The organism is Methylocystis sp. Se48 (genome assembly GCF_056269425.1).
This window is the reverse complement of record NZ_CM149850.1, coordinates 1,430,536-1,446,481: the sequence shown is the minus strand read 5'-3', so window position 1 is coordinate 1,446,481 and position 15,946 is coordinate 1,430,536. Positions and strand designations below refer to the sequence as shown.

Annotated in this window: 15 protein-coding genes and 2 pseudogenes; 16 read left to right on the top strand and 1 reads right to left on the bottom strand. The window is 64.8% G+C overall.

What is annotated here, in order from left to right:
• Nucleotides 1-371: 371 nt before the first annotated feature.
• The 7 genes and pseudogenes from ACV959_RS07065 to ACV959_RS07035 all read left to right on the top strand — a co-directional run bounded on the left by ACV959_RS07065 (nt 372) and on the right by ACV959_RS07035 (nt 8,532).
• The gene (locus ACV959_RS07065) at nt 372-2,525 is read left to right on the top strand and encodes a ParB/RepB/Spo0J family partition protein (RefSeq protein ID WP_475739184.1); all 2,154 of its coding nucleotides are present in this window, start codon (nt 372-374) and stop codon (nt 2,523-2,525) included.
• A gap of 70 nt (nt 2,526-2,595) precedes the next feature.
• Nucleotides 2,596-3,639, top strand: coding sequence for a DUF7146 domain-containing protein (locus ACV959_RS07060; protein ID WP_475739183.1), 1,044 nt, complete (start codon nt 2,596-2,598; stop codon nt 3,637-3,639).
• Nucleotides 3,640-3,968: 329 nt separating this feature from the next.
• Nucleotides 3,969-4,907 (top strand): DUF2493 domain-containing protein, encoded by a 939-nt coding sequence (locus ACV959_RS07055; RefSeq protein WP_475739182.1) that lies wholly within the window; start codon nt 3,969-3,971, stop codon nt 4,905-4,907.
• A 123-nt stretch (nt 4,908-5,030) separates the two neighbouring features.
• Entirely contained in the window at nt 5,031-5,447 is a 417-nt protein-coding gene (locus tag ACV959_RS07050; RefSeq protein WP_475739181.1) for a hypothetical protein, read from the top strand.
• A gap of 616 nt (nt 5,448-6,063) precedes the next feature.
• Nucleotides 6,064-7,212 (top strand): annotated as a pseudogene (locus ACV959_RS07045) (IS110 family RNA-guided transposase).
• A gap of 548 nt (nt 7,213-7,760) precedes the next feature.
• The gene (locus ACV959_RS07040; protein ID WP_475736699.1) at nt 7,761-8,063 is read left to right on the top strand and encodes a DUF736 domain-containing protein; all 303 of its coding nucleotides are present in this window, start codon (nt 7,761-7,763) and stop codon (nt 8,061-8,063) included.
• Nucleotides 8,064-8,208: 145 nt separating this feature from the next.
• On the top strand, nt 8,209-8,532 hold the full coding sequence (locus ACV959_RS07035; protein ID WP_475736700.1) for a DUF736 domain-containing protein: 324 nt from the start codon (nt 8,209-8,211) through the stop codon (nt 8,530-8,532).
• Nucleotides 8,533-8,729: 197 nt separating this feature from the next.
• On the opposite strand, the pseudogene ACV959_RS07030 reads toward ACV959_RS07035, so the two are convergent.
• Nucleotides 8,730-8,945, bottom strand: a pseudogene (locus ACV959_RS07030) (helix-turn-helix domain-containing protein); the annotation flags it as partial.
• A 137-nt stretch (nt 8,946-9,082) separates the two neighbouring features.
• Here ACV959_RS07030 and ACV959_RS07025 point away from each other — a divergent pair.
• The 9 genes from ACV959_RS07025 to ACV959_RS06985 all read left to right on the top strand — a co-directional run bounded on the left by ACV959_RS07025 (nt 9,083) and on the right by ACV959_RS06985 (nt 15,802).
• The gene (locus tag ACV959_RS07025; protein ID WP_475739180.1) at nt 9,083-9,349 is read left to right on the top strand and encodes a hypothetical protein; all 267 of its coding nucleotides are present in this window, start codon (nt 9,083-9,085) and stop codon (nt 9,347-9,349) included.
• A 132-nt stretch (nt 9,350-9,481) separates the two neighbouring features.
• Complete coding sequence (locus tag ACV959_RS07020; protein WP_475739179.1) at nt 9,482-9,721, top strand: transcriptional regulator domain-containing protein; 240 nt, start codon at nt 9,482-9,484, stop codon at nt 9,719-9,721.
• A 232-nt stretch (nt 9,722-9,953) separates the two neighbouring features.
• Nucleotides 9,954-10,265 (top strand): DUF2285 domain-containing protein, encoded by a 312-nt coding sequence (locus ACV959_RS07015; protein ID WP_475739178.1) that lies wholly within the window; start codon nt 9,954-9,956, stop codon nt 10,263-10,265.
• Nucleotides 10,266-10,420: 155 nt separating this feature from the next.
• Nucleotides 10,421-10,705 (top strand): helix-turn-helix transcriptional regulator, encoded by a 285-nt coding sequence (locus tag ACV959_RS07010; protein ID WP_341108144.1) that lies wholly within the window; start codon nt 10,421-10,423, stop codon nt 10,703-10,705.
• 19 nt (nt 10,706-10,724) lie between these two features.
• Nucleotides 10,725-11,624 (top strand): replication initiator protein A, encoded by a 900-nt coding sequence (locus ACV959_RS07005; RefSeq protein ID WP_475739177.1) that lies wholly within the window; start codon nt 10,725-10,727, stop codon nt 11,622-11,624.
• 379 nt (nt 11,625-12,003) lie between these two features.
• Complete coding sequence (locus tag ACV959_RS07000) at nt 12,004-12,474, top strand: DUF2840 domain-containing protein (RefSeq protein WP_475739176.1); 471 nt, start codon at nt 12,004-12,006, stop codon at nt 12,472-12,474.
• Nucleotides 12,471-12,971, top strand: a complete 501-nt coding sequence (locus ACV959_RS06995; protein WP_475739175.1) for a S26 family signal peptidase — start codon at nt 12,471-12,473, stop codon at nt 12,969-12,971. Before ACV959_RS07000 ends, ACV959_RS06995 begins: the two co-directional genes overlap by 4 nt.
• Nucleotides 12,971-13,819: a lytic transglycosylase domain-containing protein gene (locus tag ACV959_RS06990; RefSeq protein WP_475739174.1), complete on the top strand. Its 849-nt coding sequence runs from the start codon at nt 12,971-12,973 to the stop codon at nt 13,817-13,819. Before ACV959_RS06995 ends, ACV959_RS06990 begins: the two co-directional genes overlap by 1 nt.
• A 243-nt stretch (nt 13,820-14,062) precedes the next feature.
• Nucleotides 14,063-15,802: a relaxase/mobilization nuclease domain-containing protein gene (locus ACV959_RS06985; RefSeq protein WP_475739173.1), complete on the top strand. Its 1,740-nt coding sequence runs from the start codon at nt 14,063-14,065 to the stop codon at nt 15,800-15,802.
• The last annotated feature ends 144 nt before the right edge of the window (nt 15,803-15,946 follow it).

Sequence of the window (15,946 nt, the reverse complement as noted above, 5' to 3'; positions counted from 1 at the left end):
TGCCGAGTAAATCAGGCTGCAGCTTCAAGCGAATCCGGTGGATCGGGGGCGCTACTCGGCATAATCCCGAACTCGGCATAAAGCGTCTTTGACTTCGTGCAGGGAATTACGGCGATCGCACGGAACAAGACGCATCAGGATGCAAGGCTCGATCTCGAGGCGCGCGCGAAGAAGCTCTTCGAGCGGGCGGCGTAAGTTCAGGCCCGCTGGCGGTTGGCGACTGCTATCCGGCGGATGGTCGTCGCCACCTTCGAATTGGCCTCGATGATTTCCCCGGCGTCGCCCTCAAAGTCAGAGGGCGGCGCTGCGCTTCGTGACGGGTTCGAGGCCGAGAGAGAGTTTCCCGGCCGCCCGTCGCGGAGTTGATCCCCATGACCAGGTCAGTTCAGAAAATCCAGCTCAGCGCCTCGCGCGACATTCCCTTCAACAAGCTCGTCCTGTCGCAGGCCAATGTCCGCAGGATCAAGGCGGGCGTCTCGATCGAAGAACTCGCTGAGGACATCGCGCGCCGCACGCTCCTGCAAAGCATCACGGTGCGGCCGGTGCTCGACGAAGGCGGCGCCGAGACCGGCATGTTCGAAATCCCCGCGGGCGGGCGCCGTTACCGCGCGCTGGAGCTTCTGGTGAAGCAGAGGCGCCTGGCGCGCAACGCCCCCATCCCCTGCGTCGTTCGTTTGGAGGGAACGGCCGAAGAAGACAGTCTCGCCGAGAACGTGCAGCGAGCGCCCTTGCATCCGCTCGATCAGTTCCGCGCCTTTCTGACCCTTCGCGAAAAGGGCCAGAGCGAGGAAGAGATCGCCGCCGCCTTCTTCGTCAGCGTCGCCGTCGTCAAACAGCGCCTGCGGCTCGCTTCCGTGTCTCCGACGCTTCTCGACGTCTATGCCGAGGACGGCATGACGCTCGACCAACTGATGGCGTTCACGGTAAATCCCGACCATGAGCGCCAGGAACAGGTCTGGGAGGCGATCCAGCGTTCGTACAACAAGGAGGCCTATCAGATCCGCCGGCTTCTCACCGAGGGTGCGGTCCGGGCTTCGGACAAGCGGGCGCAATATGTCGGCGACGAATATCTCGCCGCCGGCGGTCCCATCATGCGGGACCTTTTCCAGAGCGACGACGGCGGCTGGCTGCAGGATGTCCCCCTTCTCGAACGGCTCGTCGCCGCGAAACTCGCCCGCGACGCCGAACCCCTTCGGGCTGAGGGCTGGAAATGGGTCGAGACGGCGATCGACTTCCCCTATGGCCACACCTACGGGCTCCGCCACCTTCAGGGCGAACGCCAGCCTCTGAGCGATGCGGAAGCTGCGACACGCGAGTCGCTTCGTCTCGAAGCCGAACAGCTCGAAGCCGCCTATTCGGACGCCGACGAGATTCCCGAGGACGTCGATGCGCGCCTTGCCGAAATCGAAACGGCACTCGAAGCGATGGAAGACCGTCCGGTCGTTTATTCGCCGGAGGACATCGCCCGCGCTGGCGTCTTCGTCAGCATCGACGGATCGGGGCGGCTGCGGATCGAGCGCGGCTATGTCCGCCCTGACGACGAAGCGCCGATTGACGAGCCCGAAGCGCTGATCGACGAAGCCGACATGGGCAACGTCGGTAGCGGGCCTTCCAGCGCGGCGACTCTTGCTCAGGGCACGGCGCCGCACGGCGACGATGTGGTCCGGTCTGACCCGGCGGAGGACGAGGAAAACGAAGGCCTGCGCCCTCTGCCCGACAAATTGCTGACCGAGCTCACCGCCTATCGCACGCTGGCGCTGCGCGAGGGGCTCGGCAATGATCCGGACATGGCCTTTCTCACCGCGCTTCACGCCATGAGCCTGCGACTCTTCTACCGCTACGGCTCGGACACCTGTCTGGAGATCGAGGCGAAGAATGTTTCCTTTGGCGCGCAGGCGCCGGGCCTCTCCGACACGCCGCTCGCGGCCAAGGTCCACGCCCGTCATCTCGATTGGTCGCAGCAGCTCCCCGCGGAGCCGCAAGACCTTTGGGACGTTCTCACGACCTTCGACTTGGAAGCGCGCCAGCGTCTCTTCGCGCATTGCGTCTCCCTGACCGTCAACGCCGTGCACGAGCCCTGGAGCCGGCGCCCGCGCGCCATCGCCCATGCTGATCGTCTGGCGACGTCGCTGTCCCTCGACATCGCGGCGACGGGCTGGTCGCCGACGGCTGTCAATTTTCTCGGCCGCGTGACCAAGGCGCGGATCGTCCAGGCGGTGCGCGAAGCAAAGGGCGCGGACATCGCCCGGCGCATCGAAGGCCTGAAGAAAGGCGACATGGCACAGGAGGCGGAGCGACTACTTGCGGGAACGCACTGGCTGCCCGAGCCGCTTCGCACGCCCGGACGCGCCCTGCATCTGCATGCCTCCGAAGGAACGCCCTCCGAGCAGACCGCCGAGGAACACGCCATGCCGGTCGAAGAAACGGCGGCGATCGCGAGCGAAACGGCCATCGACGAAACGGCTTCCGAGGAAGATGCTGATGAGGCGTCGGTCGACGAGCCCCAGGGCGTCGCCGCCGAATAGACCTCCCCGAGGCCGACAGCGTGGGGCTCGCCAGCAATGGCGGGCCCCTTTTCTTTTGGAGGGTGGAGCCGTGCCCAGTTCAGTCGCCTCCGAGCTGGCGCGCCGCCTCGCGCAGGACGCCGAGGCGGTCTGCCGGCGATATTTGTCGAATGGCCGTCGCGAAGGCCGGTACTGGCTTGTCGGCGACGTGCGCAATGCGCCGGGCCGCAGCCTATTCGTCCGCCTGACCGGACCGGAGAACGGAAAGGGCGCCGTCGGCAAATGGACTGACGCCGCCACGGGCGAACATGGCGATCTTCTCGACGTCATCCGCGAAAGCGCCCGCTGCGCCGACTTCGTCGAGGCCATTGATGAAGCACGCCGCTTTCTAAGTCTGCCGAGGGATGACCAGCCGACCGAACCAGGGAAATCGCATATCCAGGCGCCGAAAACTTTGTCGGATGCCGCGCGACGTCTCTTCCATATTGCGAGGCCGATCACAGGAACGTTGGCCGAGCGCTATCTGCAACATCGCGGCATTACGAGGCTGCACGGCCTCGATAGCCTGCGCTTTCACCACCGCTGCTACTACAGGCCAGAGAAATCCTCCGCTGTCGAAACCTGGCCCGCATTGATCGCAGCCGTCACCGATCTCGACGGCAAGATCACCGGCGCGCATCGCACCTGGCTCGACCCATCTGGGCGCGACAAGGCGCCGATCGCCACCTCTCGACGCGCGATGGGCGATCTTTGCGGCAATGGCGTGCGCCTTGGGGCGCCGCTCGACGTGATGGCCGCTGGCGAAGGCATCGAAACCGTGCTGTCGGTTCGCTGTCTGATTCCAGCCATGCCGATGATCGCTGCGCTCTCATCCGCACATCTCGCCGCGCTGCTTTTGCCATCGACCTTGCGTCGTCTTTACATCCTTCGCGACAATGACGCCGCCGGCAAGAAGGCTTCGACAGTCCTCGTCGACCGCGCAACCGCCGAGGGCATCGAGGCGATCGCGCTTGTTCCCCAGCTTGGCGACTTCAACGACGATCTGCGCCGCCTTGGCGAAGATGCGCTGCGCGCGGCGATCCGGACGCAGCTCGCTCCGCAGGACGTCGAGCGCTTCTTGACGCTCTCGGCGTGAGTTCGCAGGTCGAGCATGTTCGGCGCTGACCTCTCGCCGCCGCCTTCCTCGCCGATCGGCTCCCGCCCGCCAGATCGGGCCGCAGCCCCGGCCTTCTGAGAGGGCGACTTTTGCGTCGCATGCGCCCGCCAGGCAATGGCTACGGCCGGCTATTTTCCGTCGCGCCCTGCGGGCGCTTTACAGCGCGAGGCAAAATAGCCGGCGCTTCGCCATCCTCCGCTGCGCTTCGGCCAGTCGCTCCGCTCCCGGTGCCAACCGGACTCGTCCGCCGCCTTTTGTCGCCACGAAGGCCGCGAGGGTCGCGGCCCATCCGACGAAGGAGAACGCCAATGACGACCGATCGCGACGACCAAGACTTCGAGACCGCGCAAGCCGCCTCGACAACCGACCGAGTTCTCGCCGAACTCCAACTCTATGGCTACCGCGCCTTTCACGACGAACCCGATCCCCGGCCGCTGCCCGAGCCCAGCACGATCACCGGCGCCGTCGCCAACATCTTCGACGCCCTTGTCGTGACCCTCAGCGACAGCCGACTCGAACCCGACCTCGAAGACCTGCTCTGGTCGACGGTCAATCTCTTCCACCGCGCCATCGCGCGCATCGAGCGCGAACTCGACGACAATGAGCAGGCGCAAAAGCGCAGCCAGAAGGAGCAGGATGGCTCCGAAATCCGCTCGGTCGAGCTCGAACGGCTGATCTGCGAGGGGCAGACGCTCATCGAGCGCCGGGACAGCATGGAGTTCTTTCGCGACCAAGCCGCCGACGCCTTCGAAAAGCACACGGGCTCGTCCTGGCGTCCCCGCGGCGGCTCCAAGGTCAATCATCGATCTCTCACAGCGTCGCTGATCGACAGCCGCGACTTTCTCGCCGCCAAGCGCCACGCCGACACCGAGCTTCTCCTACCCGCCGGGCCGAGGATCGCCTTCACCGGCGGGCTCGACTTCAACGATCATCGCGCGATCTGGGATCGGCTCGACAAAGCGCTGGCGAAACATCCCGGCATGGTGCTGCTGCATGGCGGCTCACCAAAGGGCGCCGAGCGCATCGCGTCATGCTGGGCCGACAATCGCAAGGTGACGCAGATCGCCTTCAAGCCCGACTGGGCGCGTCACGCCAAGGCGGCGCCCTTCAAGCGCAACGACCGGATGCTCGAAACGCTCCCCATCGGCGTCATCGTCTTCCCGGGCTCCGGCATTTCCGCGAATCTGGCCGACAAGGCGCGGGTCCTCGGCATCCCGGTCTGGAAATACGAGAGCAGCGGCGCATAGGCGCCGCCACTGGTCAATGACGCGCCGCCGCCAAGGATTCTCCATATTCCTCTGACGACGATGCGCGTTGCGCCATGGCGGAGGTGGGGGCGCAGCCTCGACTCACGCCATGGAGCAGCAAAGATGTTGTTCGCCATCCTTTTCAATTTCGCAGGCCTGGGGCTCTTCTGCTGGCTCCTTTATGCACTCGCCGTCGACGCGCTCGCTTTCTTCGCGGGGCTCTCCATCGCATTCGCCGCGCTCAACGCTGGCGCCGGCATCGTCGGCGCCGTCGCTCTAGCTCTGACCACCGGTATCGCCGTCCTGACGCTCGCGCGCATTGGCGTCGCCACGACTCACTCTGCACCCATCCGCCTCGCAATCACGCTGATCTACGCCATCCCCGCGGGCGTCGCCGGCTATCAGCTTTCGGGCGCCTTCGCCGGCCTTGGCGGCGCAAGCGGGCTCTGGCGAGACGCCATGGCGCTTCTTGGGGCGCTCGCAGTCGCCGCAGCGGCGCGGGCGCGATTGCAGGCGCCTCCTCCCGATCTCGCGAGATGACGCGCCACGGACGGCGTCGTTGCCCTTCTGGCGCCTAGGCTAGCCGGGACAGATCTTTCCCCATCGTCGCGCATCCGAGTTCGGACGGCTGAACGTCACATCTTCCGAAGACGAGAGCCTGCGGCATCGTTTGACGTGGAGGCTGCGGCGCGGACGCCGCTGCGATGAAGAAGCGCGCTGCGGTTCCTCTCGTCGCGACGGTCGCTCCGGTCTGAGGTCACGTCAACCGAACGCCGCCGACGCTTTCTTTTGCTTCACTTCGTAGCTCGCAGGACTTGTGCTGCAACCGATGTTGCGCGCCAACTCTCCGCATTGATCGCAATCCAGCCCGACGCCACCGCTGGTCTCTCTCTTGGCTGCATCTGGACGAAGGACGGCTGCGCCTCGATCGCCTAAGACGCAACAGCGGGTCAGCAACTTTCTTCCCCTGACGCCTGCGGCGTCATTCCTCGCGAGGCAAGAAAGCCGCTTCTCCACCGTCCTCCGCTTTGCTGCGGCCCCGCGGGTGCGTCGGCGGATCGCCTCCGTCTCTCGAAGCGCCATCGAGATCCCATGACGGCAGACAAGGCGCCGCTTGGTAAAAGCTGATCGCGCGATTGTCGCTGGGAGAAAGATCATGCAGTTTGGAGACGAGAGTGGAATAGCCGGTGAACTGAACGCGATCTTCGTGTCGTTGGAATTGAGCCGAAGCACTTGGTTGATCACGTCGCTGTCGCCGGGCGCGGGCGAGAAGATTTCGCGGCACACGATCGAGGCGGGCAATCTGGCGGCGCTTCTCGAGCGCTTTTCGCTGTTGCGGGCCAAGGCCCGGCAGCGGAGGCAGCGAGAGTATCCAATCGTCACAATCCACGAGGCTGGCTTTGATGGCTTCTGGGTTCACCGCGCACTGTTGTCGGAAGGGATCGACAGCCATGTCGTGGATGCCGCCTCGATCGCGACCTCGCGTCGCAAGCGCCGGGTCAAGACGGACCGCGTCGATGGCGAGACGCTCGTCCGAACCTTGCTCGCCTACAAGCGAGGCGAGCCCCGCATCTGCGCGATGCTGCGCGTCCCGTCGCCGGAATAAGAGGATCGGCGTCGCATCGGGCGCGAGCGCAAGACCCTGATGAGCGAGCGCATCCAGCACAGCAATCGGATCAAGGGACTGCTCTTCTCGCAGGGCATCACGACTTTCTCACCCTTGCGACGCGACCGCCGCGCGCGGCTCGAAGCGCTGACGACCGGCGATGGTCGTCCGCTGCCGGAGCATATGAAACGGCAGATCCTGCGCGAAATCGATCGCCTCGAACAGGTCATGGAGCAGCTGGCGACCGTCGATGCCGAGCGCGACGCCATGCTGGCTGCTGAGAGCAGTCGCGATACGTCTGTTGTAAGAATGTTGACCAACGTCGTTGGCATCGGCGCCGAGTTCGCTGCGGTGCTATGGTCGGAGGGCCTGTTCCGGCGCTTCGACAATCGACGACAGGTCGCCGCCTATGCCGGACTGGCGCCGACGCCATGGCAAAGCGGCGCTGTCGCGCGCGAACAAGGCGTAAGCAAGTCCGGCAACGGTCGACTGCGCAGCACGCTGATCCAGCTCGCCTGGCTCTGGATTCGCCATCAGCCGGGGTCCGAGCTCACCAAATGGTTCCGCAACCGTGTGGCCCAGAACGGCGGCCGGATGAAGAAGACGATGATCACCGCGCTGGCGCGAAAGCTGTTCGTGGCGCTCTGGAAATACGCAACCGCCGGCGTCGACATTGAAGGTGCGGTTGTGCGCGCATGATGTGATCTTGAGTTCCGTCGGGGCGTGATCAGCCCTGCGGATCGAGGTGGGCGACCGTATCTGCGGCCTGGCATAAAACGCCGTCATCGAGTCTGGTATCGCCCTCCTGAACCCATGCCGCCGAAAGCGGGATTATGGTGCGTCCGCCCAGGCGGCGACCGGATGTGAGGTTGATACGTGCATTGGCGCGGATCACGAACGGGTTCGGACCTCGTGTTGAAGTGGAGGAAACGCAACCGCCGCTGGCCGCCTTGACGCTTCTAACGGCGCGACGATCTTCATTGCCGTTTCTCGGCCGACAATGCCGAGCGAAGCCGCCGAGCGGCCTCTCATGGGGCTGGTCTGGCGCCGGGCCGTCCTATGCCTGCAACGGCTTCGCCGACCTTCTTCCCCTGACCGCAAGCGGTCATTCCTCGCGAGGCAACAAGCTCGGCTGCCGCCGTCCTCCGCTGCGCTGCGGCCCAAGGGTGCAGGCGTCCGTCCCGTCACCTCAAGACCGCCACGAGGTCGCATCGGGCGGCTTCGGGCAACAGCCAGGAGATACGACAATGGCTCAGATCGGCACCTTCACCCGGAACGACGACGGCACCTTCACCGGCACGATCCGCACTCTCAACATCAACACCAAGGCGACCATCAAACCCGTTGCCACCAAGGACAGCGAACGCAGTCCCGACTTCCGGGTCGCCGCCAACGGCGTCGAACTGGGCGCAGGCTGGAGCAAGGCCGCCAAGGACTCGGGCGCAGAATACCTCTCGGTGAAGCTCGACGATCCGTCCTTCACGGCCCCGGTCTACGCGACCCTGGTCCAGGGCGACAACGCCGAACACAAGCTCATCTGGTCGCGCTGACTTGCGCTACGGACGCTCCGCCTAAGGCGGAGCGTCCGATCTGCAACCCACAGTATCCCAGAGCACGCCGCCCTCTTGACCAACGGTCCCTCATGTGAGGCCGCGGTGGTCGCGGGTTCGAAAGCGAGATCAACAGGAGAATATCATGGCGAACATCGGCTCCTTCAAAAAGTCCGGCAACGAGTATCAGGGCGAAATCGTCACCCTCAGCGTCCAGGCTCGCGGCGTCCGCATCCTCCCCGAAACCAACCGCGCCAACGACAACGCCCCCAGCCACCGCGTCTTCGTCGGTCGCGCCGAGATCGGGGCCGCCTGGCCGAAGCGCTCCAACGAAGGCCGCGACTATCTCTCTCTGAAGCTCGACGATCCGAGCTTCACCGCGCCGATCTACGCCAACCTCTTCGACGACGAGGAAGGCGACGGCTACAGCCTCATCTGGTCGCGCGGCCGCAAGGCCAATGGCGAGTGATCGCGAGCGCCCCGCCCGAGCAATCGGGCGGGGTCGCACCAAATCACGGACTATGATGCGACGGCTTTCTTAGTCTTTTGCGGCGCGCCGCCGCCACTCGCGCTGGAGGCGGCTTTTGCTTTGCCCCTCGTTATTCGGACCCCACCTGCCTTGGGGTCGCCGCTCGAAGGCGCGCGCCGCCGCGCATCTTCCTCCAAAGCGACTTCGTCTGGCGCAACGAGCGCCACCTGATCTACGCCCAGCGCGAGCGCAAGCTCGTAGAGACTGAGGATTGTCGGGTTTCGCTTACCCTGTTCCAGCCCGCTCAAATATTGCTGCGTGAAGCCTGAACGCTCGGCGAATTGCTCCTGCGTCAGGCCCTTTTCGAGCCTGATCCGCTTTACATTTCGACCGACCAGCTTCCGCATATCCATGCAGGAAGGCTGGCCTTTTACACACCATAATGTTTATCCACTATAGTATGTAACGACCGCGCCGCATCCGCGCATACAGACCAAAATTCCTGTAGAATGCCGTTGATGCGGCAGGCCACCATAGGAGACGCGACGTCATGAGCCGTCCCGACCCCATGCCCGTCGCCGATCTTGCGCCCAGCGAAACGTCCGTCACCGATTACGACCTCGCCCACGCGCCGATATATCTGCGTCTGCTGGATGCAGCGACCGAAGGCGCTTCATGGGAAGAAGCCTGCCGGATTGTGCTCGGCATTGATCCCGATCGAGAACCCGAACGCGCGTCAAGCGCGCATCGGTCGCATCTCGAACGAGCAAGATGGCTCACCGAGCACGGCTATCGAGATTTGCTCAAAGGCAGCTGAACCGTAGCTTCTGCAAACATCCGATTCGACTTCATCGCCGTCGATTTCCCATTCCGGTCGGATTCTGACGCGATTCTTGACATGTTTCTCCACAACCTTTGCAGGCAATATTCATTCATTGCGAGAACTTCCATGTCGGATCAGGACTGGCGCTCGCCAAACGCATACGATTTTTTGCAGGATTTGAGTTCCTCGGACCTCGCCTGGGAGTTTCTCAGACGCAACGCGGATTATCGCGCCGACTTCGCAAACCAAGACATTCGAGCTGCGCTCGACGCCGGCGCCGCCGGTTCGACGCGGCGCTGGGGGTTGCGATTTCGCGGTGGATCCAAATCTGCGCGCCGACGAAGCAGACATCTTCTGGCTGCCTGAGCTGCACGCGTCGAGCGTCATCCTCGTCGCGTCGCCGATTGCAACCGCTTCCGGCGAGGAACCGCTGGCGCCATCTTTGATCGCGCCTTCTGCCGCTGAATTGCGAAGCCATTCCAAATTAGCCGCTCGCCGAACAGGTGACGATGGCGAACATGTCCTGTTGCAATCCGGCCGCGACCAATGCCAGCTTTGGCTCCCTGATCGGCAGGCAGGCGACGGACCACTCGCCGCAGTGATCCTCCTCGACGAACTTGCGCCGCACCGAGCCGAAGCCGCGTTGAGATTCGGGCGCTTACTGCGCGACAAGCCGCCGCGTCGCGCCGAACACCCTCCTGATCTGCGCCGCGTCTTCTCCCTTCTTCGCGCCCTCGACGGCCATCTCGACGGCGCTTCCTATCGCATGATCGCCGAGCGCCTTTTCGGCAAGGCCCGCATCGCCGCCGATCCCTGGAAAACAGCCTCCCTTCGCGACGCCACGATCCGCCTCGTTCGCGGCGGCGTCGCCCTGATGCGCGGCGGCTATCGCAAGTTCCTCAAAAAGTAGCGGCGCGCGCCAAAGCTCCCTCGGATGCTGTCGTCGGGGTGGCGATTTTCGTGGTCCCCATCTTCGCCATCCCTCCCGCCCGTTTCCCTCCGCGATGGTGATCAAGCCAAGCCGCCGATAGCCGGCGGCGCGCCACAATCTGCCGAGGCCTATCCATGTCCGCACAAACAGCGCCCCTGCCGCCGCGTTACCTTCGCACGCCCGAAGCCGCGCGATTTCTTGGCCTTTCCGGCCGCACGCTGGAAAAGCATCGGACCTACGGAACCGGTCCCCGCTACTCGAAGCTCGGCGGTCGGGTCGTCTACCGCGTCGAAGACCTGCAAGCCTGGGCCGACCGCGGCGCCAAGGCGTCGACTTCCGACCCCGGCGTCGGAACCGTCCTCCCCGCACGTCGTCACGCCGAAGGCCTTGCGCAGCGCGCCGCTCAACCGCGCGGCTGACCTTTCGGGAGCGGTGAGAATGACGACCCGAGACCGACAATCGCGCATCTGCGGCGACGAACGCGAGCAACTCGAACTCTTTCGAGCGCTGCCTGGCGAGCTCGCGCCGCGCGATGCGCAGGACCTCATGGCCTATCCCTTCTTCAGCCTCGCCAAGTCCAAGCGAACGACGCCGATCGACTTCAGGACGGCTCAGATCGCGATCAAGGTTGAAGCGACCGCCGAACACGGCATGGCGACCATCTGGGACGCCGACGTGTTGATCTGGGCGGCATCCCAAATCGTCCAGGCGCGCGATAGAGGCGTCAAGACCTCGCGCCTGATGGCGACGACGCCCTATGAGATCCTCACATTCACCGGCCGCGCCACGGGCGCGCGGGACTATCAGCGCCTGCGCGCCGCCTTCGATCGGCTGCAGTCGACGAGCGTCGTCACCTCGATCCGCCAAACGACGGAAAGACGGCGACGGCGCTTCTCCTGGATCAACGAATGGAAGGAGACCGCCGATCCGAGCGGACGCCCTCTCGGCGTCGAACTCATCGTCCCCGACTGGTTCTACGAAGGCGTCCTCAACGAGTCTTTGGTGCTCACGATCGACCGGGCCTACTTCGGGCTGACGGGCGGGCTGGAACGCTGGCTGTATCGCCTCGTTCGCAAACACGCCGGTAATCAGCAGGGCGGCTGGAGCTTCGATTTCGCGCATCTTCACGCCAAATCCGGCGCGCTCTCGCCGCTCAAACACTTCGCATTCGATCTGCGCGACATCGTTCGGCGCCAGCCCATTCCCAATTACCAGCTCGATATTCGCCGCGGCCCGTTCGACCGCGAACTTTTGGTCTTCACGCCGCTTATCACCGATCCACTCGAGCGCGCCGTTCAGCGCCTCGATCGCCGTATCGCCGCTGGGGAAAAGCTGTGAATAGCCTCGTGCTATCAGGGACCGAAGCTATCGTGCTATCGGGGACCAAATCCTCGTGCTATCGGGGACCGAAATGGCGCCCAAGCCATTGTCGTCGAACTATTCACGGCGCTCCTAACTTACTAACTTCGGAATCCTTCGGATTCCTTCTAACGGCGGGCGCCCTCCGCTCGACCATCTCCCGACGAGCGAAAGGCCCGCCGGTAAGAGAAGGAGGCACGCACCCAGCCCGGCGTTCGCGACGCGCGCTCAGTGCCGATCATCCGACCGATAGCGACGCCGTCTTCGCCTCGGGACAACGGGCCCTCGCGCTCCGGCGAGCGGACCAAAATCGGCGCGCATTTCCTCCGCTCGACCATGACGCGACCGGAGGCCAGCCATGAGCGCGCCGACCGAAGTCGAACTCTATTTCGTCAAAGGCAAAATCGAACGCTGGCTGCGCTTTGGCAAACCGATCAGCGAACGCACGCTCGATCGCCGGCGGCGCATCGCAACATTCGCTCCGGGCGCCATCTTCGCGTTCATCCGCTGGGCGTCGAATGCGCATGGAACGCTCGTCTCGCGCATCGATATCTTGCGCGCCTGCGACGACGGCGAACCCTGCTCCACCGTTCCGGGCGTAAAGCCCGGCGCAGAGATTTTGCTTCGGACGGTCGGCTGGGAGAAGGTGCAGCGCGTCCTTCGCGCCATCGACGCCGTCGAAGCGCTCGGCTTTCTCCCGCAGGAAGTCTGTCCCGACCATTGGCGGCACGTCCACAACCGGCTCGCAGCCGGTCTGCCGCCGCGCGCCTATTCGCGTGATCGCCATCGCGCCTGGCTGCTGCGAGCTGGCTTGGAGCGCAGCCCATGAGGACGCTCGCTCTCGCCTTTGTAGCCGTCTCCGCAATCGCGTCGACTTTCACCCGCGGCCGTGAGCCGCTTCTCGTCTGGAACGCCTCCGCCAGCGCGCCGATCGGACTCTATGCCGTCCGTCCGGCTGGCGCCTTCGCAATCACCGATCTCATCGTCGCGCGGCCGCCCGAACCCCTCGCCGAGTGGCTCGCGGCGCGCGGCTATCTGCCCAAAGACGCGCTGCTCATCAAGCGAGTGGCGGCGCTCCCAGGACAGAAAGTATGCCGAGCCAACCTCACGATCTCCGTCGACGGCAGCGTCGTCGCCGAGGCGAATGCGCGCGATCACACGGGCCGCGACCTGCCGCGCTGGAGCGGATGTTTCACGCTCAGGCCCGGCGACGTCTTCCTGCTCAATTGGGACCATCCCACCTCGCTCGACGGGCGGTATTTCGGGGCGCTTCCAGCTGACACTATCGTCGGCCGCGCGCAGCCGGTTTGGACGGAGGCGGAGTGATGATGGATCCATCACTCTGCCACGACGCAACTGGCAACGGCGCTTCCATCGATCGGCGTTCGGCAAGGTTTCGAACCAGTGCGCTCGCCCTGCTCTGCGCCTTATCCTCGCTTCCCGCCTATGCCGAGACAGCACGCGGCGAGACTATATCGAACCAACTTTCGCGCCATCTCGCCATCGCCAACGCTCTCACGGAGGCGTCCAATCGCTTCCGTCTCCCAGTCCATTGGCTGCGCGTCGTCATGCGCGCCGAGAGCGACGGCGACGCCAAATCCGTCTCCAGCAAAGGCGCGATCGGCCTCATGCAACTCATGATGGCGACCTACGCCGAGTTGCGGGCGCGCTACGGTCTTGCCGCCGACCCTTTCGATCCTCACGACAATATTCTGGCCGGAGCCGCCTACCTTCGCGAGTTGCTCGACAGATATGGCGAGAGCGGCTTTCTGGCGGCGTATAACGCCGGCCCGGGGCGCTATGAGGACTACCTTCACGGTCACTCCTTGCCAACTGAGACGACGGATTATGTCCGAAGGATTGCGCCCGCGCTTTCACTCGGCGGAAATTTCGCGGCGCCCTATTTGGCGTCCTCCGCCAACCGCGCCTCTCCAATCTTTGTCGCGATCACCCGGCCCCAAGGGCACGACGATCAACAGCCTAGACACGGCGTCGAAACCGCTCTCGGAGCCGAAGGATCGACACGCCGCTCGCTCACTCCGACGCGGCTAGACGTCAGATTATTCGCCGTAGATTTGCGGCCCACGAGCGGCGCCAACGCTTCGTCGACTGCTGCTCTTTCGCGCGCCTCTGACCTCTTCGCCGTTCGCGGGCCTTCAGGAGCATCCCGATGACGCCGCTCTTACATTTTCGCAGGATAGCGTATGGCCTCGCGCCTTTGTGCGCGAGCCCCGCCGAGGGAGCGCAAGCGACCGAGCAAAGGCAAGATAAAAGGGACAGCCTGCGGCTTTGTCCGACGGTCGGTTTGTCGTTGCGCTTCAATGCATTCACACGGGTTGCGGTTTCGATGCGCAGCCTTTCGCTCGTCGCAAGCCTCTGTAACGACGCATTATTTTCCACCTCGTCTGTGCTTCGCCATGTCGCGTGACGACGACATTCGCGTTCGGCCCGGCCGCATCCGCTCGACCAAGCCGGGAAGAGCGAAGAGCTTCGTGTCGCGCGTGCTGGCCGCGACACAGAAGGCGGGCGGTCTCCATCGTTCGGGCGCGCGCGGAAAGGGGCGCGCCGCCTTCGGCCGCGGCCGGGCGGCGAGCGTCTCGGCGCTGCGCGGCCTGACCTCCAATTCGCGCGGCGTTGTGATCAAGGCGCGCGTCGTGCGACACGGTCCGAGATCGGCGCCGCTAACGACGCATCTTGCCTATCTGCAACGCGACGGCGTCACCCGGGACGGCGCGCCCGGAAGAATGTTTGATCCCAACAGCGACCATATGGATGCGCGAGACTTCGCCGATCGCTGCCACGGCGACCGACATCATTTTCGGTTCATCGTCTCGCCAGATGACGCCGCGGAGCTTTCCGACCTGCGCGCCTTCACCCGTGACCTCATGGGCGAGATGGCGCGCGATCTCGGGACCAGACTCGATTGGGCGGCGATCGACCATTGGAACACGGAGCATCCCCACATCCATGTCCTGGTGCGGGGCCGAGGCGACGACGGCGGCGATCTCGTCATCAGCCGCGACTATATCAGCCGAGGCCTTCGCGCCCGTGCCGAGCAGCTTGTCACCCTGGAGCTCGGGCCCCGCAGCGAGCATGAGATTCGCCAGTCGCTGGAGCGGCAAGTCGACTCAGACCGCTGGACGCCGCTCGATCGGGCGCTGGCGCGGGAAGCAGGAAAGCAGGACGGGCTGATAGACCTTCGGCCGGACGCCGGTCAGCGAAACGATGTCGAACGCTCGACGCTGATCGCTCGTGCGCACAAGCTCGAAAAGCTTGGCCTAGCCGCGCCGCTCGGCCCCGGCCAGTGGATGATCGGCGAGGACGCCGAAACCGTCCTGCGCGCGCTCGGCGAACGCGGCGACATCATCAAGCGCATCCATCGCGGCCTCAGGGAGCGGGGCCTCGAGCGCGCGACTGCCGACTTCATCTGGGATAGCGACGTGCGCAGCGAGTCAATTATCGGCCGCCTCATCTCGCGAGGCCTCGACGACGAACTCAAGGGCTCGGCCTTCGCGATCATCGACGGCGTCGACGGCCGCGCGCATCACGTTCGGCTTAGAGACATCGACGCCACGAGCGACGCCGCCCCCGGCGCCATCGTGGAGGTCAGGCGACTTCCTCCCCGGGATGCGGGGACGCCCCTTCTGGTCCTCGCCGTTCGATCCGACCTTTCCATCGAGGAGCAAGTCAACGCGACGGGCGCGACCTGGCTCGATCGACGCCTCGTCGCGAGGGAGCCTATGCCTCTATCGGAATCGGGCTTCGGCCGCGAGGTCCGGGACGCCATGGAAGCGCGCGCCGACCATCATGCCGCCGAAGGGCTGGTCCGCCGCCAGGGCCAGCGCCTTGTGTTCGGCCGCGATCTTCTCGACATGCTCCGCTCGCGCGAGCTGAATGAAGCTTCCACCCGGCTCGCGGCACAGACAGGCCTTCCACGCCATGACGCCGCCGAGGGCGAGACAGTCGCTGGCGTCTATCGTCAGCGCCTGACTCTCGCATCGGGCCGTTTCGCCATGATCGACGACGGACTCGGCTTCAGCCTCGTCCCGTGGTCGCCGTCGCTGGAGAAGGAGCTCGGACGGCAGGTGTCGGGCGCGATGACGCCAGGGGGCGGCGTGGATTGGAGCTTTGGGCGGAAGAAGGGAATCGGATTGTAGGCGGACGGACGTTGAGCGGCGCCGCCCCAACCTGGGCGTTCGCGCTCTCGCCCTCCTTGAGGTCACACCTCTCCCGGTATTTGCGCGCCGCAGTGCGACAGCCTGCGACGCCTGAACAATCCATCTTGCGAGCGCGAGCGACGA